Genomic DNA, 20,136 nt, shown 5'->3' with positions numbered 1-20,136 from the left:
AAGTGAATAAGAGCATGTGGTGGATGCCTTGGCGATGATAGGCGACGAAGGACGTGATAGCCTGCGATAAGCTTCGGGGAGCTGGCAAATTAGCTTTGATCCGGAGATTTCCGAATGGGGAAACCCACCGAAAGGTATCGCATGATGAATACATAGTCATGCGAGGCGAACCGGGTGAACTGAAACATCTCAGTAGCTCGAGGAAAAGACATCAACCGAGATTCCGAAAGTAGTGGCGAGCGAAATCGGAAGAGCCTGTTAGTGATAGCACAAGACTTAACGGAACAGCTTGGAAAGGCTGGCCATAGCGGGTGATAGCCCCGTACGTGAAAAGACCTGTGTGGTACTGAGCTGACGAAAAGTAGGGCGGGACACGAGAAATCCTGTCTGAATATGGGGGGACCATCCTCCAAGGCTAAATACTCATCATCGACCGATAGTGAACTAGTACCGTGAGGGAAAGGCGAAAAGAACCCCGGGAGGGGAGTGAAATAGATCCTGAAACCGCATGCTTACAAAAAGTAGGAGCCCGCAAGGGTGACTGCGTACCTTTTGTATAATGGGTCAGCGACTTACATTCAGTGGCAAGGTTAACCGAATAGGGAAGCCGTAGAGAAATCGAGTCCGAATAGGGCGATAGTCGCTGGGTGTAGACCCGAAACCAAGTGATCTATCCATGGCCAGGATGAAGGTGCCGTAACAGGTACTGGAGGTCCGAACCGACTAGTGTTGCAAAACTAGCGGATGAGCTGTGGATAGGGGTGAAAGGCTAAACAAACTTGGAAATAGCTGGTTCTCTCCGAAAACTATTTAGGTAGTGCCTCAAGTATTACCGTCGGGGGTAGAGCACTGTTTTGGCTAGGGGGTCATGGCGACTTACCAAACCAAGGCAAACTCCGAATACCGACGAGTACAGCTTGGGAGACAGAGCACCGGGTGCTAACGTCCGGACTCAAGAGGGAAACAACCCAGACCGCCAGCTAAGGTCCCTAAAATTGGCTAAGTGGGAAACGAAGTGGGAAGGCTAAAACAGTCAGGATGTTGGCTTAGAAGCAGCCATCATTTAAAGAAAGCGTAATAGCTCACTGATCGAGTCGTCCTGCGCGGAAGATGTAACGGGGCTAAGCCAGTTACCGAAGCTGCGGATTTGCAATTTATTGCAAGTGGTAGGAGAGCGTTCTGTAAGCCTGTGAAGGTGCGTCGTAAGGCGTGCTGGAGGTATCAGAAGTGCGAATGCTGACATGAGTAGCGTTAAAGGGGGTGAAAAGCCCCCTCGCCGTAAGCGCAAGGTTTTCTACGCAACGTTCATCGGCGTAGAGTGAGTCGGCCCCTAAGGCGAGGCAGAGATGCGTAGCTGATGGGAAACAGGTCAATATTCCTGTACCGATGTGTAGTGCGATGTGGGGACGGATCTTAATAGGTCATCCGGGTGTTGGATATCCCGGTTTAGGCAGAAGTAGGCGATGGGTAGGCAAATCCGCCCGTCATATACCGAGGCTGCCGATCGAGCAAGCTTGCTTGTGAAGTGACTGAACGAGGTTCCAGGAAAAGCCACTAAGCTTCAGCTACACACGACCGTACCGCAAACCGACACTGGTGCGCGAGATGAGTATTCTAAGGCGCTTGAGAGAACTCAGGAGAAGGAACTCGGCAAATTGACACCGTAACTTCGGAAGAAGGTGTGCCCTATTAGTGTGAAGTGAACAACGGAGCATGAATGGGTTGCAAAAAATCGGTGGCTGCGACTGTTTATTAAAAACACAGCACTCTGCAAACACGAAAGTGGACGTATAGGGTGTGACGCCTGCCCGGTGCTGGAAGATTAAATGATGGGGTGCAAGCTCTTGATTGAAGTCCCAGTAAACGGCGGCCGTAACTATAACGGTCCTAAGGTAGCGAAATTCCTTGTCGGGTAAGTTCCGACCTGCACGAATGGCGTAACGATGGCCACACTGTCTCCTCCTGAGACTCAGCGAAGTTGAAATGTTTGTGATGATGCAATCTCCCCGCGGAAAGACGGAAAGACCCCATGAACCTTTACTGTAGCTTTGTATTGGACTTTGAACAGATCTGTGTAGGATAGGTGGGAGGCTTTGAAGCAGGGTCGCTAGATCTTGTGGAGCCAACGTTGAAATACCACCCTGGTGTGTTTGAGGTTCTAACCTAGGTCCATTATCTGGATCGGGGACAGTGCATGGTAGGCAGTTTGACTGGGGCGGTCTCCTCCCAAAGCGTAACGGAGGAGTTCGAAGGTACGCTAGTTACGGTCGGACATCGTGACGATAGTGCAATGGCATAAGCGTGCTTAACTGCGAGACTGACAAGTCGAGCAGATGCGAAAGCAGGACATAGTGATCCGGTGGTTCTGTATGGAAGGGCCATCGCTCAACGGATAAAAGGTACTCTGGGGATAACAGGCTGATACCGCCCAAGAGTTCATATCGACGGCGGTGTTTGGCACCTCGATGTCGGCTCATCTCATCCTGGGGCTGTAGCCGGTCCCAAGGGTATGGCTGTTCGCCATTTAAAGAGGTACGTGAGCTGGGTTTAAAACGTCGTGAGACAGTTTGGTCCCTATCTTCCGTGGGCGCTGCAGATTTGAGGAAGCCTGCTCCTAGTACGAGAGGACCGGAGTGGACACACCTCTGGTGTATCGGTTGTCACGCCAGTGGCATTGCCGAGTAGCTAAGTGTGGAAGAGATAACCGCTGAAAGCATCTAAGCGGGAAACTCGTTTCAAGATGAGATCTGCCGGGGCCTCGAGCCCCCTGAAGAGTCGTTCAAGACCAGGACGTTGATAGGTCGGGTGTGGAAGCGCAGTAATGCGTTAAGCTAACCGATACTAATTGCTCGTGCGGCTTGACCCTATAACTTTGATCTCCGATCAAGGTGTTATGCCAAGTTGACGCATTCAAAATACCAAAAGCTGATTCCAAACTCTATGAATTCGTTGTCTTGATCTACCCTCAAGACAGCAACCAGTTATGCCTGATGACCATAGCGAGGTGGTCCCACTCCTTCCCATCCCGAACAGGACAGTGAAACGCCTCAGCGCCGATGATAGTGCGGGTTCCCGTGTGAAAGTAGGTCATCGTCAGGCTCTTACAGCCCCCTGAACCGCCCAACCAATCCCTTGGTTGGGCGTTCTTGTTTGTACGCTAGCAGTTTCGAATGTGCTCGCGATCTGAGTGGCGCATGCGACTTCGTTGAACCTCCCGCCGCGGTACTGACGGAAATTCTAGCAATCACCTGCCTTCGGCCGGGCGCATCCGGCACCCGAACGCGAGCGCGTCAGAAGAGCGATGCCGTCCTCGCTGCCGGCTCTTCGGCACGGAGCGCCCGCTGGCCGCTCATTACCGAGGCAGTGCCTGCGCGAGCATCGGCACTGTCAGCCTTCACCAGTGCGCCGACCCGTACGCCCAACAGACGCAGCGAGCGCGCGAGCGGCACGCGTTTGAGGCACTGGCCGGCCGTATGGCGGATCTCCTTTCCATCGGCCGTGAAGCGATCGATGGTCTGATCGCGCGTTGCGATCTTGAAGTCGTCGTAGCGCAGCTTGATGCCGATGGTCTTGCCGACATAGCCCTTGCGCTGGAGGTCTTCGGCGAGTTTCTCGCACAGGTGCGTGAAGATCGCGCCGAGCTCCGCGCGGTCACGTGTCGCATGCAGATCGCGATCGAATGTCGTCTCGCGGCTCATCGAGATCGGTTCGCTCTCTGTCACCACGGGACGGTCATCACGGCCCCACGCCACCTCGTGCATCCAGGCGCCCGTGGCCTTGCCGAAGGTCGCGATCAGCCAGTCGCGCTCCCTGGACGCCAGTTCGCCGATGGTCCGGATCTCGTGGCGCTGAAGCTTCTCGTCGGCCTTGGGGCCGATGCCATTCACCTTGCGGCATGGCAGCGGCCAGATCCGTGTCTGCAGGTCGCTCTCGAACACGATCGAGATGCCGTTGGGCTTGTCGAACTCGCTCGCCAGCTTGGCCAGCAGCTTGTTGGGCGCCACGCCGATCGAGCAACTCAATCCCGTGGCCTCGAAGATCGATTTCTGGATCAACCGTGCCAGCACACGCCCGCCCTCGCGCTGGCCGCCTGGAACCTCGGTGAAATCGATGTAGACCTCGTCGACACCGCGATCCTCCATTACCGGCGCGATCTCCGTGATGATCTGTTTGAACTGCCGCGAATAGCGCCGGTATTCATCGAAGTCCACCGGTAGAACGAGTGCCTGCGGACACAACTTGGCAGCCTTCATCATTCCCATCGCAGAGCCGACGCCGAACTGCCGGGCCGGGTAGGTCGCCGTGGTGATCACGCCGCGTCCGACATAGTCCTTGAGCAGCGGAAAAGTCTCGACCGGAATGTCGGCCAGCGTCCCGCCCTCGGGCAGGTTGCGCAGCGCTTCATCGACCCTGCGGCGGCTGCCCCCGATCACGACCGGCAAGCCCTTGAGCTGCGGGTAGCGCAGCAACTCCACCGACGCATAGAAGGCGTCCATGTCGAGATGCGCGATGCGGCGAATCGGTGCGGTCGTCACATCCGCCATTGTCGTCGGAGCCTCCGATCTTCGCTTCGACGGGCGCCGTTCGACTCGCGCGGCCATGTCGCCTGAACATGATCCAGGTCAGGGTTGCGCGGAGCGGGCTGCCGGTGCCATCATGCGGCGGATGCAAACCGTCGCTTCCATGCTCTGGCGCCGGCTCGGAACGCCGGGCCATGACGTCTGTCGCCTCGAGCGTGCCGGCGAACACTGGCAGATCGACGGCGCCGCCGTGTTCCGCGGCGAAGACGGCCGCGCCGCGCAGCTGCACTACCGGGTGCGCTGCGACCGGGCCTGGCACACGCAATGGGGCACCGTGCGCGGCTGGCTTGGCGGCGAGGCGATCGACCTCTCCATCGTGCACGACGCCCATGGCGGATGGAAGCTCAACGACACGCCCGTGCCGGAACTCGGCCACTGCGTGGATCTCGACATGGGCTTCACCCCGGCCACCAACCTGCTGCAGCTGCGCCGCCTGCACCTTGCGCCCGGCGAGGCTTCCGACGCGCCGGTCGCATGGATCGATCTGGACAACGGCAGCCTGGCCGAGCTGCACCAGCGCTACGAGCGGCGCAGCGAAAGCGGCTACTGGTACACCGCGCCGCGCTTCGACTACGCGGCGATGCTCGAGGTCACGGGCGACGGTTTCGTGCGCAGCTATCCGAAGCTCTGGGAAGCCGAGACCTGATCCGGTCGCCGCAGCGCGAGCCCGCAAGCCACGGGCCCTTGCCCGCCTCAATGATCGTGATGCAGGTAGCTCGCCTGCCGAGGCAGCCGCAAGCTCACCAGGAAGGCAATCACCATCATGCCGGTGACGTACCAGTAGAACGCCGATTCGTGGCCCATCGACTTCAGGCCCAGCGCCACGTACTCGGCCGAGCCACCGAAGATCGCATTCGCCACCGCATAGGCGAGCCCGACGCCGAGCGCGCGCACTTCGGCCGGAAACATTTCGGCTTTCACGATGCCGCTGATCGAGGTGTAGAAGCTCACGATCGCCAGCGCCACGACGATCAGAGCGCACGCGACCACCGGGCTCTTCACGCCTTGCAGCACGGTCAGGATCGGCACCGTCGCGATCGCGCCCAGCGCGCCGAACAGCATCATGTTGGTACGCCGTCCGATGCGGTCCGACAGCGCGCCGAACAGCGGCTGCATGCACATGTAGACGAACAGCGCGAAGGTCATCACATAGCTGGCGGTCTTGATCGGAATGCCGACCGTGTTCACCAGGTACTTCTGCATGTAGGTCGTGAAGGTGTAGAAGATCAGCGAGCCGCCCGCCGTGTAGCCCAGCACCGTGAAGAACGCTGCCTTGTGATGGCGAAACAGGCCGGCCAGGCTGCCGGCCTCCTTGTTGGCGCGCGCCTCGGCGCTCTGGGTTTCGTGCAGCGTGCGGCGCAGGAAGAGCGCCACCACGGCCGCGACCGCGCCGACCACGAAGGGAATGCGCCAGCCCCAGGCCTTGAGCTCGGCCTCGCTGAGCAACTGCTCGAGCACCACGATGACCAGCACCGCGAGCAATTGGCCGCCGATCAGCGTGACGTACTGGAACGATGAGAAGAAGCCGCGCTGCCCGCGCAGCGCGATCTCGCTCATGTAGGTGGCCGTGGTGCCGTATTCGCCGCCCACCGAAAGCCCCTGGACCAGCCGCGCGACGAGCAGCAGGAACGGCGCCAGCGCGCCGACGGCCGCATAGGTCGGCAGGCATGCGATCGCGAGCGAGCCGGCGCACATCATCGTGACCGAGATCAGCATCGAGATGCGGCGCCCGTAGCGATCGGCGATGCGACCGAACAGCCAGCCGCCGATCGGCCGCATCAGGAAGCCGGCCGCGAACACGCCGGCCGTGTTGAGCAACTGCGCCGTCGGATCGGACTTGGGAAAGAAGGAGGGCGCGAAATAGAGCGCGCTGAAGGCGTAGACGTAGAAGTCGAACCACTCGACCAGGTTGCCCGAAGACGCCGCCATGATCGCGAAGATGCGGTGCCGTTTCTCCTCGGCGGTATAGGCTCGATGGACAGGCATGGAGCCGGCCGGAACCGAACCGGCGGCGGGCGTGATGGTGCTCATGCGATCGCCTCTCTACATGTTGTGGTGGCGACGGCATCGTGCGCCACCGGCGGCGCACGCGCTGTCAGTCAGCGCCGCATATCCTTCTCCATCAGAAGGTGCCCGGCAGCAGAATGCTCGAATCGACCTCGTCGATCTGCGTGCGACCGCAAAAGGCCATCGTGAGGTCGAGCTCGCGCTGGATGATCTGCAGCGCGCGCGTCACGCCGGCCTCGCCGTAGGCACCCAGGCCATAGAGAAAACTGCGGCCGATCATCGTGCCGCGGGCACCCAGCGCACGTGCCTTCAGCACATCCTGGCCGCTGCGCACGCCACTGTCCATCCAGACCTCGATCTCGGTGCCGACCGCTTCGGCAATGGCCGGCAGCGCCTCGATCGACGAGGGTGCGCCATCGAGCTGGCGGCCGCCGTGGTTCGAGACGATCAGCGCATCGGCGCCGCTGGCCGCCGCGAGGCGCGCGTCTTCGACATCGAGGATGCCCTTCAGGATCAGCTTGCCGCCCCACAGTTTCTTGATCCATTCCACGTCGGCCCAGTTCAGCGTGGGGTCGAACTGCTCGGCCGTCCACGAGGACAGCGAGGACAGGTCCTTCACGCCCTTCGCGTGGCCCGCGATGTTGCCGAAGGTGCGGCGCTTGGTGCCCAGCATCCCCATGCACCACCGCGGCTTGGTGGCGAGGTCGATGAGGTTCCTGAGCGTAGGCTTGGGCGGCGCGGTGAGGCCGTTCTTGATGTCCTTGTGCCGCTGGCCGAGGATCTGCAGGTCGAGCGTGAGCTGCAGCGCCGACACGTTGGCCGCGCGCGCTCGCTCGATCAGGCGCTCGATGAAGTCGCGGTCCTTCATGACATAGAGCTGGAACCAGAACGGATGGCGGTCGGTGTTCTCGGCGATGTCCTCCAGCGAGCAGATGCTCATGGTCGACAGCGTGAACGGAATGCCGAAGGCCTTGGCCGCACGCGCGCCGAGGATCTCGCCGTCGGCATGCTGCATGCCGGTCAGGCCCGTCGGCGCGATCGCCACCGGCATCGTGACCTCCTCGCCGACCATGGTGCTGCGGGTCGAGCGCCCGTCCATGTTCACGGCCACGCGCTGGCGCAGCTTGATCTTCTGGAAGTCGCTTTCGTTGGCACGGTAGGTGCCCTCGGTCCAGGCGCCGGAATCGGCATAGTCGTAGAACATCCGCGGTACGCGCCGCTGGGCGACCACGCGCAGGTCTTCGATGCAAGTCATTTTCGAGAGGTCGGGCACTCGGGGATCTCCTGGGTCGTTCGCTGATTGCGCAAGCCCGCATTATCCGCAGCGTGAACAACAAAAGTTCACAAGCGCAGAATTCGCCTTTCATCCACGCGAAGAGGAAGAATGCAATGAGGTTCCTGGTTGTAGGCGCCGGTGCGCTGGGCGGGTATTTCGGTGGGCGGCTGCTGGAGGCCGGCGAAGACCTGAGCTTTCTCTTGCGGCCGCGGCGTGCGGCGCAGATCGCGCAGACCGGCCTCGTGGTCCGCAGTCTGTTCGGCGATCTCCACATTCCGTCGCCGCCCCACGTGCTCGCGAACGGCATCGGCGCGCCCTTCGACGTGGTCATCGTCGGCTGCAAGGCCTATGACCTGGCGGACACGATGGCCTCCTTCGCGCCCGCCGTCGGGCCGCAGACCGCCATCCTGCCGCTGCTCAACGGCATGCGGCATCTGGACGAACTGGCACAGCGCTTCGGCCGCGAGCGTGTGCTCGGCGGCCTGTGTCTGATCTCGGCCGTGCTCGACCCGCAGGGCACGGTGCTTCATCTGAACGACACGCATGGCCTGACCTACGGCGAACTCGACGGCTCGCGCTCCGCCCGCGTGCAGGCGCTGGAGGCGGCCTTCTCGAAAGCCAAATTCGAGGCGCGCGCCTCCGGCGAGATGCTGCAGGAGATGTGGGAGAAGTGGATCTTCATCGCCTCGGTGGCCGGCATCACCTGCCTGATGCGCGCGACCATCGGCGACATCGAGCAGGGCGGCGGCGCCGGCATCGCGAGCGGCCTGCTCGACGAATGCGCGGCGATCGCGGCCCACAACGGCTTTGCACCGCGTGCCGCGATGATCGCGCGCGCACGCGGCATGCTGACCGCGGCCGGCTCGCCGATCACGGCGTCGATGTTCAAGGACATCCAGCGCGGCGCGCAGATCGAGGGCGAGCACATCATCGGCGACCTGCTGCGGCGAGCGCCGAACGACGGCCGCGATGCGCACCTGCTGCGTGTCGTCCATGCGCATCTCAAGGCCTACGAAGCAGGGCGAGCGCGGACCGCCGAAGCGGCAGCTTGAGTCGCGACCATCGCGCGGCGCACGCCTACTGCGCCGAGATGTGCTGCTCGTGAATCACCTTGCCCCAGCGCGCCGATTCCTGCGCGAGACTGGTGGCGAGCGCGGCCGCTGGCAGGAAGTCCGGCACCGCGCCCTGCACCGCGGCAGCCTGCGCCATGTCGGGCGCGGTCATCACGCTGCGGACCGCCTCGCCGAGCCGGTCCACGATCGCGGCCGGCGTGCCGGCCGGTGCCAGCAGGAACAGGCGCGGCGCCACGTCGATGCCGGGCACGGCCGTCGACAGGGCCGCGACGCTTTCCGCGCCGGGCAGCCTGTCGTTGCTCATGATGGCCAGCGCGCGCAGGTTGCCGGCCCTGGCCTGCGCCATGCCGGCGGTTGCGCTCACCACGCCGAGCGGCACCTGTCCGCTGATCACGTCGGGCACGATCTGCGCCGCGCCGCGGTACGGGATGTGAAGCGCGAAAGTGCCGGTCTGGCCCTTCATCATCTCGAAGCCCAAATGCTGCACCGTGCCGACGCCGGAGGTCGCGAACGCGTAGACGCCCGGCCTGGCCTGCAGCGCGGCCACCAGCTCGCGCGGCGTCTTCGCCGGGAAATCGTTGTTGGCGACGATCAGCAGCGGTGACTTGAACACGCCCGCGATCGGCGTGAAGCTCTTGATCGGATCGAAGGCCAGCTTCGGCTGCATGTACTTCGCGATCAAGGTCGAGCTGTCGCCCAGCAGCAGCGTGTAGCCGTCGGGCGCTGCCTTGGCCACCACATCGCCTGCGATCACGCCGGCCGCGCCGGCCCGGTTCTCCACCACCACCTGCTGGCCCAGCAGCGCCGACAGGCGCGGTGCGAGCAGGCGCGCCACCGCGTCGACCCCGCCGCCGGCGGAGTAGCCGACCAAGAGGCGGATCGGCCGCTCGGGATAGGTCTGTGCGTGGGCCAGCGTGGCGCCTGCGGCGAGCAGGGCAGCGCCGAATGCCAGCGCGGTGCGCCGTGAGGTGAATGCGTTCATTTGTCTTGTCTCCGGAAATCGTTCGAGGGTCGCTGCGCGCATCAGGCCTTGCCGACGCCGTGCGAGCCGGGCCGCTTCGCGAGTTCCGCCACGCGCTCGCGGTTGGGCGCGAAGCCGAGCCCCGGCAGTTCGGGCAGCGCGAGCACGCCGTTCGACGGCACCGGCAGATCGTCGAACACCAGCTTGCAGCAATCGACCGCCACCGAGTGGTACTCGACCAGCGAGCCGTTGGCCAGGCCCGCATGCAGGTGCATGTTGTGATGCGGCCAGGCGCCGCCGTTGGCGAAGCGGGTGTTGAAGGCCGCGGCCATGCCGGCGATGCGCATGCATTGCGTGAAGCCGCCGGTGATGCAGGCGTTGGGCTGCACCACGTCGACCGCCTGCGCCACCAGCATGTCGCGAAAGCGGCTGGCCAGGCCTTCGTTCTGTCCGGCGGCCAGCGGGATCGAGGTCTTCTGGCGCAGCTTCACGAGATTGGGGATGTCGTTCTGCGACACCGGCTCCTCGAAGAAGCTGATGCCGAAGTCCTCGATGCGCCGCGCCAGCGAAAGCGCGTGGAAGTAGTCGAGGCTGCAGTTGGCATCGATGTAGATCTCCACCTCGGGCCCGACCGCCTCGCGCACCGCGCGCACGCGCTGCATGTCCTCGGCGATCAGCGCATCGAGCGGGCGCGGCTCGTCGCGCCGCTGCAGGCCATGGTGGCCGACCGTCATCTTCAGGCGCGTGAAGCCGCGCTCGACCCAGCTGCGCGCCGCGGCGGCGAGCTCGTCGCGGTCGAAGAAGGCGAAGCCGAAGGTCGCGTACACCGGCACCTCGGCGCGCGCGCCGCCGAACAGGCGCCAGCACGGCTGGCCCAGCGCCTTGCCCTTCAGGTCCCACAGCGCGAGGTCGATGGCCGCCATCGCATGGCTCGCATAGCCGGACTGCCCGCGCGGCGCGAGCAGCCAGTAGAGCCGTTCCCAGACCTGCTCGTGCCGCATCGGGTCCATGCCGACCAGCGCGTGCGCCGCGATCTCGTTGACCACCGAGGCGATCACCTCCTCTTCGGTGATGGCGGTCATGCCGGTGCCGACCAGGCCGTCGTCGGTCTCGATGTCGACCAGGCACAGCGACAGGGAGGTGGTCTTGCTGCGACCCGACACCTCGACCGATATCGGCAGGTGCAGCGGCGTGGCGGTGACGCGGGCGATCTTCATGCGAATGTCTCCAGGTTCGCGCGCAGTCTAGGGAGCACCCGTGGCCGCCCACAAGCACGCGCGCCGAACGCCGCTTTCGCCAATGGCGAAATCAAGGGTTTGCCCGCAGTGGATGCTCAGCGCGTGAGCAACTCGACCAGCGTGCGCGTGGCCGGCGCCGGCGGTGTCCCGCTGCGCAGCGCGATGCGGTGCGTGCGCGCGGCCCAGGCATCGCTCAGGCGCACCGCGCGCAACGGCAAGCTCGCCAGCTGCGGCGCCACCGCTTCCAGCGGCAGCACCGCCACGCCCAGGTTGCCGGCCACCATGCGGCAGACCGTGTCGAAGCTGCGCATCTGCATGCGGATCTTCAGCAGCTTGCCGAAGACCGAGGCCGAGGCCACCAGCCGGCTCGACAGCGCGGTGCCGTTCGAGAGCGCGATGAAGTTCTCGTCCAGCGCATCCTCGAAGGCGATGGTGCTCGCACCGGCCAGCGCGTGGACGGCGGGCACCACCAGCACCAGCGTGTCGGTGAAGCAGTCGCGCAGCGTGATGCCGTGCGGCGCATGCGCCATGTCCACGATGCCGAGGTCGGCGCGGCCGTCGAGCAGCAGCATCGGGATGTCGAGGCTGCCGTGCTCTTCGACGTCGATGCGGATCAGCGGATGCTCGCGCGCCATCTGCTCGAGCCGGGTGGGCAGCAGTTCCAGCATTGCCGAGGTGTTGGCGACCAGCCGCACGTGGCCCTGCAGGCCCTTGGCATAGTCGTGCAGATCGACCGAGAGACGGTCGGAATCGGCGAGCAGTTCGCGCCCGCGCCGCACCAGCATCTGGCCGGCCGGCGTGAGGCGGACGCCGCGCGAGGAGCGCTCGAACACGCGCAGGCCGAGCGCGTCTTCGAGCGCCGTCACGCGCGCGCTGGCCGCGGCCACGGCGAGCTGCAGCCGATCGCTCGCCGCGCTGAGCGAGCCGAGCTCGGCCGCCGCGACGATCACGCGCAGCGTCGTGAGATCAAGCGGCGCGTTCAAGAGCCCGTTCGGCTGCGAAGAGCTGTCCGTGCCCGGGCGACGAGGCATCGAGTCCGGCGGCCCTCATCAGGTCCCAGAAGCCGGCCGGCGAGCTCGACGTGACCGGTAGCCCGAGCCTGTCTTCGAGCGGTACGTGCAGGTCCAGCGTCAGCAGCCCGCCGCAGGAAATCAGCAGGCCCTGCGCCGAAGGGTCGGCCGCGACCGTGCGTTCGGCCAGCGCCATCAGCGTTTCGGCTGGCACCTGGCCCACGGCATCGACGTCGGTGATCGACAGGCCCTCGATGTGCGTGACCGTGATGCCGCGGCTCGCGAGATAGGCGACCAGCCGGTGGTTGAGCGTGTCAATGTACGCCGTGGCGACCGCCACGCGCTCGATGCCCAGCCAGTGCAGGCTGGCGATGATCGCATGGCTCATCGTCGTGCAGGGCAGGCCGGTGGCCTCGTGCATGCGGTCGCGCAATGCATCGGTGAAGTCGGCGCCGCGGTAGAAACTCAGCGAGGTGCCCATCAGCGAGATGGCCTGCGCGCCGGCATCGCGCAGTTCCACCCCGCACTGCAGGATGCGGTCGACCACGGTGTCGAATCCCTCGGGCGAGATGGCCGGCAAGGCCAGGCCGCGGGCGATGAAGCGGACATCGCGGCCCGCGTAGAGCGCCCGCCCGTCGATGGGGACGCGTCCGGCCGCAGGGGGCACGATCAGGCCGAGGGTGGGGGTCTTCATGGTCCGTGTCGGCGCAAGCCTTGGTTCTTCCAGCGCGGGATTGTGCGGCAATCCGCAGCGCGCGTCAGCGTTTGGTGCTTTTCACGACGCCGGCGCCGCGCACTTCGAGCCGCACCCGATCGGCCACCTGGCCGTCGGCATCGAGCAGTTCCACGACATGCCGGCCCGGCCAGGGCAGCCACTGCGCGCTGGCGCCGCGTGCGAAGGGCCGGCCGTCCATGCGCCACCGGAGGCCGCGTCCCTCGGCCTCGAAACGCACGCGCTGGTGCTCGGGGGGAATGTCGGGGTCGAGCGCGATGATGGTGCCGTCCGAGGGTGCGGTGATGCGCGCCGCCGAGTCGGCCGCGGAGGCCGCGGGCGGGAGCGTGAACAGGGCCTGCTGGGTGCCAGCGACGAACCATTCGCTGCGCGCCGCCTCGAGCTCGTTGCCGAAGCGCACGTGCGTCTGCACCAGGCCTGCGGGCGGCGCCGGCGCGCGGCTCGGCAGATCGCGGTGCAGGAATCCCATCACCTCGGCCCACACCGGCGCGGCGCCGCTGGTGCCGCTCACGTCCCACATCGGCGCGCCGCTCGCATTGCCGACCCACACACCGACGGTGTAGCGCTGGGACCAGCCGACGGCCCAGTTGTCGCGCATGTCCTTGCTGGTGCCGGTCTTCACCGCCGTCCAGAAGCGGGTGCCGAGCACGCTGTCGAAGCCGAAGGTCCGCGCGCGTGCATTGCCGTCGCTGAGGATGTCGCCAATGATGAAGCTCGCGCGCTCATCGAGCGCGCGCCGTTCGCTCCCTCTCCCGCTGGCGGAAGAGGACCGGGGTGGGGGTGGCGATACCGGCAGGAACCGCGTCTCCCCATACCGCCCCCCGTTCGCCAACGTCCGGTACGCATTGGTCAGCCCCAGCAGCGACACTTCCGCGCTGCCGAGCGCCAGGCTGTAGCCGTAGTAGTCCCCGCTCTGCGGCAGCGCCAGCCCCGCGGCACGCAGCTGCCGTGCGAAGGCTTCGGGCGACACCATCACCAGCGTGCGCACCGCCGGTACGTTCAGCGAGGCGGCCAGTGCCGTGCGCACCGACACATAGCCCTTGAACTGGTGGTCGTAGTTCTGCGGAATGTAGAGCCCGCCGGCCGTGTTGATCTGCGCCGACGAGTCGTCGAGCAGCGAGGCCGCCGTGAGCCGACGCTCGGCGATCGCCTGCGCGTACAGCAGCGGCTTGAGCGTCGAGCCCGGCTGCCGCTGCGCGAGCACGCCATCGACCTCGGCCGCGCGGCTGAGCGCGCCCGAGGAGCCGACCCAGGCGAGCACCTCGCCGCTCGCGTTGTCGAGCACCACCAGCGCGCCGTCCTCGACATGGCGTCCGCGCAGCTCGCGCAGATGCCGCTGCAGCGTGCCGAGTGCGAAGCGCTGCAGCGGCGCGCGCAGAGTGGTGCGGATCCCGGCTTGCTCGCTCTCCCTTTGGGAGAGGGCTGGGGTGAGGGCCGCAGCCTCCTGATTGCGCGCAACTTCCCTCAACACATGCCGCGCCAGATGCGGCGCGATCCCCTCGCTCGCATCGAAGTCGCGCCGCTGCAGCGCGGCGCTCGCGAACATGTCGAGCGCTTCGCAGTCCGTCTTCTGCGGCGCTTCCATCGCGCGCATCACCTCGCAGGCGCGCTGTGCCACGCGCGCCGCACTGGCGTTGGGTGCCCGCACCAGCGCCGCCGCCACCGCGGCCTCGCGCACGTCGAGTCCGTGCGGCGCCTTGCCGAACAGCGTGCGCGAGAGCGCGTCGATGCCGACGATCTCGCCGCGGAACGGCACGATGTTGAGGTAGGCCTCGAGGATCTGGTCCTTGCGCCAGTTCAGCTCCAGCCTTTGCGCCGCCATCGTCTGGCCCAGCTTCTGCGCCAGATTGCGTCCGCCGCTGCCACGCCGCAGGTCGTCGTCGAGCAGGCCGGCGAGTTGCATGGTGATGGTCGAGGCGCCGCGCGTGCGCGTGGCCCACAGATTGCCCCAGGCCGCCGCGGACACGGCGCGCCAGTCGACGCCACTGTGTTCGTAGAAGCGCTTGTCCTCGCTCAACACCATCGCCGTGCGCAGGGCCGGCGAGATGTCGGCCAGCGCCACCCATTGGCCGCGCCGCGCGCTGGCGTCGGTGCGCATGCGCTGCAACAGCGCGCCATCGCGGTCCAGCACCCGCGTGTCCGAAGGATGGAAGTCGCGCCGCACCTCATCGAAGCTGGCGAGCGCCCAGGCGGAGCGCGCCAGCGTGCCGGCCAGCGCGATGACCAGGAGAAGAGGGCGGATGGAGCGAAGGCGCGGCACCTCGCTAGCTTGCCACAGCCCGGTCGTCCGGGCGCCGCAAGACGAGAACGAGGCCTACCCGCAGACGGGCGTCCGTCCCGGCCTTCCCTGCGCGGCGGCGGGGCACTTTGGGGTCTTTCAGGAAACAGGAGATCTCATGAAAACACTCGCCGCATTGCTCATCGCGTCCGCCACGCTCGCCGGTTGTATCGCCGTGCCCTACGACAACGGCCGCCCGCCGCCGCGGGCCTATGGCGACCGCGATCGCGACGGCGTTCCGAACCGCTCCGACCGCGATCGCGACAACGATGGCGTGCCCAATCGCTACGACCGCGCGCCCAACAATCCGAATCGCAATTGAAGCGCCTCAGCCCGGGCGCTTGGCCAGCAGCGCCCAGACGCCGGCCGCGGACAGCAGCGAGCCGCCGGCCAGGTGGAAGCGCTTCTGCGCGCGCGGCGACGCGAGCAGCTTGCGTGCCGAGCCGGCAAACACCGCATAGAGCGTCGCATTGATCGTCGCCATCGCGACGAAGGTCAGCGCCAGTACCCAGAGCTGGTGCGTGACTTCGCTGTGCGGGTCGATGAACTGCGGCAGGAAGGCGACGAAGAACACGATGCCCTTGGGATTGAGGGCCGTCACCAGGTAGGTGTTGGCGAACAGCCGCCAGCGCGAGCGGGGTGCGGCGGGCGCGGCCAGTTCGGCCGTCGAGACGCCGGCACGCAGCAGCTTGATGCCGAGGTACAGCAGGTACAGGCCGCCGATCCACTTGATGACCATGAACCAGAACGCCGAGCTGGCCAGCAGCGCGCCCAGGCCGAGCAGCGACACCACCAGCGCGGTCGAATCGCCGAGCGCGACGGCCGCGACCAGCGGCACGTTGGCGCGCCGGCCGTGCGCCATGGAATAGCTGATGACCGTCAGGATGGTCGGGCCGGGGATGATCAGCAGCACGGCCGAGGCGGCGACGAAAGCGAGCCAGAGTTCAACAGGCATGGGAGGCACTCCTTGGGATGACGGAGATTACAACGCGGCGGCGGGCCGCATCGTCGTTGCGCTCAGGCCTCCATCACGAGCTGCGTCTGCGTGACGACCGCGCACAGCTTGCCTTCGGCCGTCCGGATGCTGGTCTGCCACACCATCGTCGTGCGGCCGCGGTGCAGCGCGATCGATTCGCCCGTCACCGTGGTGTCGATGCGCGCGCCGCCGATGAACTTGGTGCTGGAGTCGGTGGTGGTGGTGCGTTTGCCCGCGGCCAGATTGATGATCGTGCCGACCGCACCGAGCGTGTCGGCGAAAGCCATGTAGGCGCCGCCGTGCAGGATGCCGCCGGCGGTGCAGAGCGCGGCGCGCACCGGCATTTCGGCCAGCACGCGTTCGGGTTCGAGCGCCAGCAGGCGCACGCCCATGAGTCCGGGGAACAAGGGTTCGAGAGCCCGTTGCATTTCTTCGATCGAGGGCATGGCGTCAGTCCGGCGAGATGACTTTGTACGGGGCGGCGAAACGCGCAGCCGACCGGGCCTTCGCCCGCACCGCCTCGATCTCGCGGTCGCGCGGATCGGCGGTGGTGACCAGCGATTCGATCAGCGTGCGCGCGCTGGCGGCCACCTCGGCCACCGCGCGATCGAAGGCCGCCTGGTTGGCCTTGGAGGGCGCCGTGAAGCCGCTGAGCTTGCGAACGAACTGCAGCGAGGCGGCGCGCACCTCGTCGTCGGTGGCGGGCGGCTCGAAATTGAAGAGGGTCTTGATATTTCTACACATCGTCGCTCCATGGAGGGCCGCCGTCGGCCCGACGGCAGCGCGAGGTTTCATCTATTTTGCGATGCCGCGCGGACCTCGGTTCGGCTCGGACGCGCCCTTCGCCAGGCGCCGGTGGTACCAGGCCGCGGCCTCGCCGCGCGAGGCCAGGTCCAGGCGATCGAGAATGCGCGCCACGTGGCGCTTGACGGTGTGCGGGCTGAGGTCCAGTGCGCGCGCGATCAGCTTGTTGCTGTCGCCCGCGGCGATGTGCGTCAGCACCTCGAACTCGCGCGCGCTCAGCGGGGTGTCGAGCGACGCCGCCGGCGGGGTCGCCTCGGCGGGATGCGCACCGACCTGCAGCGCCTGCGAGCGCTGCGCCCAATGCTGCAGCTCGGCGAGTCCTTCGCGCGGCACTTCGCCGGGCCATGGGAAACGGGCCAGCTCGGCGAGGGCGGCCGGTCCGCAGAACAGCACGCCGAGCACCTCACCGGAACTCCGGATCTTCCCCACCAGCGGCTCGACCGCGCGCCATGCGGCCGTCGCCGAACCGGTGCGCATCTCGGCGATGGCCAGAAAGACGCGCACCAGCGCGTCGAAGCCGAAGCGATCGCGATCGCTGGAGGTCTTGACGCATTCGCGCAGGAGCGCGAGCGCATCTTCATCGCGCTGGTCGTGCAAAGCGAGCCTGGCCTCGAACAGAGCCGGGAAAATGCCCCAGTAGGAGAAGCTCAGATTGGGGTGCTGAGTCAATCCCGCGAGAGCGCCCGCGACCATTTCCATGTTGCACAGCGTGATGCCGGTGACGCCCAGCGTGCCGTATTCGAGCGTGGTCAACCGCCGGAAGAATTCTGTCGACTTGCCTCGTGAATCCTGCAGGACTGTGCGATCGCCGGTCACCATGCCTGCGACGCCCAGCAGGCTCCACGAGCCGAAACGCGACTGCGCCGGCCGGCCGGCCCATTGCTCGTCCAGCTGCAATTGCCGTATCCGCTCCTGGGCTTCGTCCACGCGTCCTTGCCAGAAGAAGAGATACGCTTCGGCGCTTCGGGCCTGCAATTGCAGCGGGAAATACCCGTCCCCCGCCGCGGCCAGCGCACCCGAGACCAGACGCATGGCCAGCGCGCGCGCCCCCGGTATCCCGAAGTGGAAGTGCACCCAAGGGAAGAAGCTGAACCAGAGTGCGGGCGGGGCGCCGCTTTCCAGCAGTTCGGTCAAGCGCGCCAGGTGCTGGTGGACTGCACTCTGCGGCCCGTTGAGGACCGCCCTCCAGTGCAGGTGGCTGGCCTTCGCCAGTTCCGTTTCGAGGTCCGGGTCGGCGTCCTCGTGGTCCAGCGCTGCGGCGATGGCCTCGGATGTCGCGACATGGGGTCGCAACGTGGCGTTGGCATGCGCTTGGTGCGCGAGCGCACGCCGCATGCGCCGCAGGTCGCCTTCGCGCTCGAAACCCGCGGCCGCCTCGCCCATGTGCTTCGTGCTCGCGATATCGATTTCGCTCCAGGCCACCACGCCGCGCACATAGGCCAGACGCGGTGAGCGCGCGCGCGCGTCGGCCGGAAAGCGCTCCATCAGGCCGGCGATCCGGCCGCTGTCGCCCTGTGCCAACAGGATCGGCGCCACCTCGCAGAGCAGTTCCTCGGCCTCGCGCCAGGCGCCGGCACGCAGCAGCATGTCGGTCTTGCGCATCGGATCCGGTTCGTCTTGTGCAGCGCGCAGCAGCAGTTCCGGAATCTCTTCGGCATGTTCACGGCGCAGGCGATCGTCGAGGAAATCGCGGAACAGATCATGCATGCGCAGCGTCAGCTCTTCGCCATCGAGCACCGAGACGAACATGCCGCGTTGCTCGATCTCCTCGAGCATGCGGGCCGAATTCGCGTTGCCGCTGACCCTCGCGCAGCGCGTGGCCGTGAGTTCCGGGAGCACCGAGCAGCGCATGAGGAAGTCGCGCCATGATTCGGACATGCTCCCGAACACTTCGCTGGCCAGATAGTCGAACTGATGCCTCTGGCTCAGGCGCCGGCCGGCCGTCGGCGTGCCGGCGCGGCTCAGGACATCCAGCGTGAGGCACAACCCGGCCACCCATCCCTGCGTGCGCTCGAGCAGGCTCTCGGCCGACTGGTCGTCATGGTGCTGGCCGGCGGCGTTGCAGAGGCTGCGAATCTCCTGCAGGCTGAAGCTCAGATCCGAGGCCCCGAACTCGGCCAGTTCGTGATGCACCCGAAGACGCGCCAGCGACAACGGCGGAGCGATCCGCGAGGCGATCGCGAAACTCCAGTTCGTCGGCGCGCGTTCGATCAGCAGTTGCAGGAACTCGAACACCCTGGGGTCGGCGACCAGGTGCATGTCGTCGAAGGCGATGACGCCGTGATCGACCTGCATGGCGGCGAATGCGTTCGTCAATTCGGCGACGACCGCGTGCAGTTCCCGCGCTTTGGACACCTGCTCGACGAGGCTCTGGGTCGCGACGCGCCACGGCGGGTCGTGCGCTTCGAGCGCCTCCGTCAGGCAGGCCAGCAGTCGCGGCAAGTCGTCCTGCTCGTCCGCCGTGATCCAAGCGGTCGCGCAGCCGGGCGGCAGGTTCAGCAGCTGGCGCGACAGTGCCACCGTCTTGCCGTAGCCCGCCGCTGCGATCAACAGCACCAGGCGACGGCTCAGCAGCGCCGCGCCGAGGCGTTCCTCAAGGCCACTGCGCTCGACCAGGCCGGCACGAAAGCGCGGCGGCTGGACCTTGGTCTGGGCGAAGGAAATGGAGGTCTCGTTTGGCATGCATGGGCATTCGACGAACTGGCGCTTGCGCTGAAAACATCGCGCGGGAAATATCCTACGCTGGATTCGCCGGCACACCCCATCGCGTGCCGGCGCCAAGTTCAGGAACGCTTGCGCGCCGTGACTTCGATCTCGATCTTCATGCGCGGATCCGCGAGGCCGGCGGAAATCATCATCGCGGCCGGCCGCACCTCGCCGAAGTAGCGGCGCAGCACCGGCCAGCAGGACGCGAACGCGGCCCCGTCGGGCAGCACGTAGGTCACGCGCACCACGTCCGCCAGGCTGGCGTCGGCCTGCCGCAAAGCGGACTCGATGTTCTTCAGGCACTGCTCGGCCTGCGCGACGACGTCGTCGGCAATCGACATGGTCGCGTAGTCGAAGCCGGTGGTGCCGGAGACGAAGACCCAGTCGCCGTCGACGACGGCGCGCGAATAGCCGATCTCGGCTTCGAAGGTCGAGCCGGAGCTGATGAATCTGCGGGTCATGGGATTTCCTTCATCGTGATGCGGCGCGTGCCG

General features: G+C 65.9%; 16 protein-coding genes and 2 rRNA genes (1 of these 18 only partly in view). 5 read left to right on the top strand and 13 right to left on the bottom strand.

Translation table 11 applies throughout. The features are described from left to right. Nucleotides 1-2,866: ribosomal RNA gene (locus tag WDLP6_RS20270) — 23S ribosomal RNA — on the top strand; it begins 4 nt to the left of the window's first position. A gap of 120 nt (nt 2,867-2,986) precedes the next feature. Beyond that, nucleotides 2,987-3,099: ribosomal RNA gene (gene rrf, locus WDLP6_RS20265) — 5S ribosomal RNA — on the top strand. A gap of 191 nt (nt 3,100-3,290) precedes the next feature. On the opposite strand, the gene WDLP6_RS20260 is transcribed toward rrf, so the two are convergent. Continuing rightward, nucleotides 3,291-4,544, bottom strand: a complete 1,254-nt coding sequence (locus tag WDLP6_RS20260) for a Y-family DNA polymerase (RefSeq protein WP_162593805.1) — start codon at nt 4,542-4,544, stop codon at nt 3,291-3,293. Nucleotides 4,545-4,656: 112 nt separating this feature from the next. On the opposite strand from WDLP6_RS20260, the gene WDLP6_RS20255 reads away from it, so the two are divergent. Next, nucleotides 4,657-5,226, top strand: a complete 570-nt coding sequence (locus tag WDLP6_RS20255; RefSeq protein ID WP_232077153.1) for a putative glycolipid-binding domain-containing protein — start codon at nt 4,657-4,659, stop codon at nt 5,224-5,226. A gap of 47 nt (nt 5,227-5,273) precedes the next feature. On the opposite strand, the gene WDLP6_RS20250 is transcribed toward WDLP6_RS20255, so the two are convergent. Beyond that, nucleotides 5,274-6,566 (bottom strand): MFS family transporter, encoded by a 1,293-nt coding sequence (locus WDLP6_RS20250; protein WP_232077506.1) that lies wholly within the window; start codon nt 6,564-6,566, stop codon nt 5,274-5,276. A 136-nt stretch (nt 6,567-6,702) separates the two neighbouring features. Then, nucleotides 6,703-7,860, bottom strand: coding sequence for an alpha-hydroxy acid oxidase (locus WDLP6_RS20245; RefSeq protein ID WP_162593802.1), 1,158 nt, complete (start codon nt 7,858-7,860; stop codon nt 6,703-6,705). 116 nt (nt 7,861-7,976) lie between these two features. On the opposite strand from WDLP6_RS20245, the gene panE reads away from it, so the two are divergent. Next, the gene (gene panE / locus WDLP6_RS20240; protein ID WP_162593801.1) at nt 7,977-8,915 is read left to right on the top strand and encodes a 2-dehydropantoate 2-reductase; all 939 of its coding nucleotides are present in this window, start codon (nt 7,977-7,979) and stop codon (nt 8,913-8,915) included. A 25-nt stretch (nt 8,916-8,940) separates the two neighbouring features. Here panE and WDLP6_RS20235 read toward each other — a convergent pair whose 3' ends face one another. From WDLP6_RS20235 to pbpC, 5 genes are all read right to left on the bottom strand, one after another. Then, entirely contained in the window at nt 8,941-9,918 is a 978-nt protein-coding gene (locus WDLP6_RS20235) for a tripartite tricarboxylate transporter substrate-binding protein (RefSeq protein ID WP_232077151.1), read from the bottom strand. Nucleotides 9,919-9,959: 41 nt separating this feature from the next. Continuing rightward, entirely contained in the window at nt 9,960-11,114 is a 1,155-nt protein-coding gene (locus tag WDLP6_RS20230; RefSeq protein WP_162593799.1) for a mandelate racemase/muconate lactonizing enzyme family protein, read from the bottom strand. Nucleotides 11,115-11,230: 116 nt separating this feature from the next. After that, on the bottom strand, nt 11,231-12,118 hold the full coding sequence (locus WDLP6_RS20225) for a LysR substrate-binding domain-containing protein (protein ID WP_162593798.1): 888 nt from the start codon (nt 12,116-12,118) through the stop codon (nt 11,231-11,233). Beyond that, nucleotides 12,102-12,839, bottom strand: a complete 738-nt coding sequence (locus tag WDLP6_RS20220; protein ID WP_162593797.1) for an arylmalonate decarboxylase — start codon at nt 12,837-12,839, stop codon at nt 12,102-12,104. Before WDLP6_RS20220 ends, WDLP6_RS20225 begins: the two co-directional genes overlap by 17 nt. A 64-nt stretch (nt 12,840-12,903) precedes the next feature. Continuing rightward, on the bottom strand, nt 12,904-15,138 hold the full coding sequence (pbpC, locus tag WDLP6_RS20215; RefSeq protein ID WP_162593796.1) for a penicillin-binding protein 1C: 2,235 nt from the start codon (nt 15,136-15,138) through the stop codon (nt 12,904-12,906). Nucleotides 15,139-15,274: 136 nt separating this feature from the next. On the opposite strand from pbpC, the gene WDLP6_RS20210 reads away from it, so the two are divergent. After that, complete coding sequence (locus WDLP6_RS20210; protein ID WP_162568931.1) at nt 15,275-15,478, top strand: thrombospondin type 3 repeat-containing protein; 204 nt, start codon at nt 15,275-15,277, stop codon at nt 15,476-15,478. Nucleotides 15,479-15,484: 6 nt separating this feature from the next. On the opposite strand, the gene WDLP6_RS20205 is transcribed toward WDLP6_RS20210, so the two are convergent. The 5 genes from WDLP6_RS20205 to WDLP6_RS20185 form a co-directional block, all read right to left on the bottom strand. Further along, nucleotides 15,485-16,111 (bottom strand): LysE family translocator, encoded by a 627-nt coding sequence (locus WDLP6_RS20205; protein WP_162593795.1) that lies wholly within the window; start codon nt 16,109-16,111, stop codon nt 15,485-15,487. 62 nt (nt 16,112-16,173) lie between these two features. Beyond that, a complete protein-coding gene (locus WDLP6_RS20200) occupies nt 16,174-16,578 on the bottom strand; it encodes a PaaI family thioesterase (RefSeq protein WP_162593794.1) in 405 nt (134 codons plus the stop codon). A gap of 4 nt (nt 16,579-16,582) precedes the next feature. Continuing rightward, nucleotides 16,583-16,876, bottom strand: a complete 294-nt coding sequence (locus tag WDLP6_RS20195) for a DUF2277 domain-containing protein (RefSeq protein WP_162593793.1) — start codon at nt 16,874-16,876, stop codon at nt 16,583-16,585. 51 nt (nt 16,877-16,927) lie between these two features. Then, nucleotides 16,928-19,618: a helix-turn-helix transcriptional regulator gene (locus WDLP6_RS20190; RefSeq protein WP_162593792.1), complete on the bottom strand. Its 2,691-nt coding sequence runs from the start codon at nt 19,616-19,618 to the stop codon at nt 16,928-16,930. Between the two features lie 101 nt (nt 19,619-19,719). After that, nucleotides 19,720-20,103, bottom strand: coding sequence for a RidA family protein (locus tag WDLP6_RS20185; protein WP_162593791.1), 384 nt, complete (start codon nt 20,101-20,103; stop codon nt 19,720-19,722). Nucleotides 20,104-20,136 lie beyond the last annotated feature (33 nt).

Origin of the sequence: Variovorax sp. PBL-E5 (assembly GCF_901827185.1) — a bacterium.
Classification (GTDB): Bacteria; Pseudomonadota; Gammaproteobacteria; order Burkholderiales; family Burkholderiaceae_C; genus Variovorax.
This window is presented reverse-complemented; position numbering and strand designations above follow the sequence as displayed.

Coding starts and splice junctions, on each gene's coding strand:
- WDLP6_RS20260 (WP_162593805.1), bottom strand. CDS start 4,544: ATGGCGGATGTGACGACCGCACCGATTCGCCGCATCGCGCATCTCGAC.
- WDLP6_RS20255 (WP_232077153.1), top strand. CDS start 4,657: ATGCGGCGGATGCAAACCGTCGCTTCCATGCTCTGGCGCCGGCTCGGA.
- WDLP6_RS20250 (WP_232077506.1), bottom strand. CDS start 6,566: ATGCCTGTCCATCGAGCCTATACCGCCGAGGAGAAACGGCACCGCATC.
- panE (WP_162593801.1), top strand. CDS start 7,977: ATGAGGTTCCTGGTTGTAGGCGCCGGTGCGCTGGGCGGGTATTTCGGT.
- WDLP6_RS20235 (WP_232077151.1), bottom strand. CDS start 9,918: ATGAACGCATTCACCTCACGGCGCACCGCGCTGGCATTCGGCGCTGCC.
- WDLP6_RS20230 (WP_162593799.1), bottom strand. CDS start 11,114: ATGAAGATCGCCCGCGTCACCGCCACGCCGCTGCACCTGCCGATATCG.
- WDLP6_RS20220 (WP_162593797.1), bottom strand. CDS start 12,839: ATGAAGACCCCCACCCTCGGCCTGATCGTGCCCCCTGCGGCCGGACGC.
- WDLP6_RS20210 (WP_162568931.1), top strand. CDS start 15,275: ATGAAAACACTCGCCGCATTGCTCATCGCGTCCGCCACGCTCGCCGGT.
- WDLP6_RS20205 (WP_162593795.1), bottom strand. CDS start 16,111: ATGCCTGTTGAACTCTGGCTCGCTTTCGTCGCCGCCTCGGCCGTGCTG.
- WDLP6_RS20200 (WP_162593794.1), bottom strand. CDS start 16,578: ATGCCCTCGATCGAAGAAATGCAACGGGCTCTCGAACCCTTGTTCCCC.
- WDLP6_RS20195 (WP_162593793.1), bottom strand. CDS start 16,876: ATGTGTAGAAATATCAAGACCCTCTTCAATTTCGAGCCGCCCGCCACC.
- WDLP6_RS20190 (WP_162593792.1), bottom strand. CDS start 19,618: ATGCCAAACGAGACCTCCATTTCCTTCGCCCAGACCAAGGTCCAGCCG.
- WDLP6_RS20185 (WP_162593791.1), bottom strand. CDS start 20,103: ATGACCCGCAGATTCATCAGCTCCGGCTCGACCTTCGAAGCCGAGATC.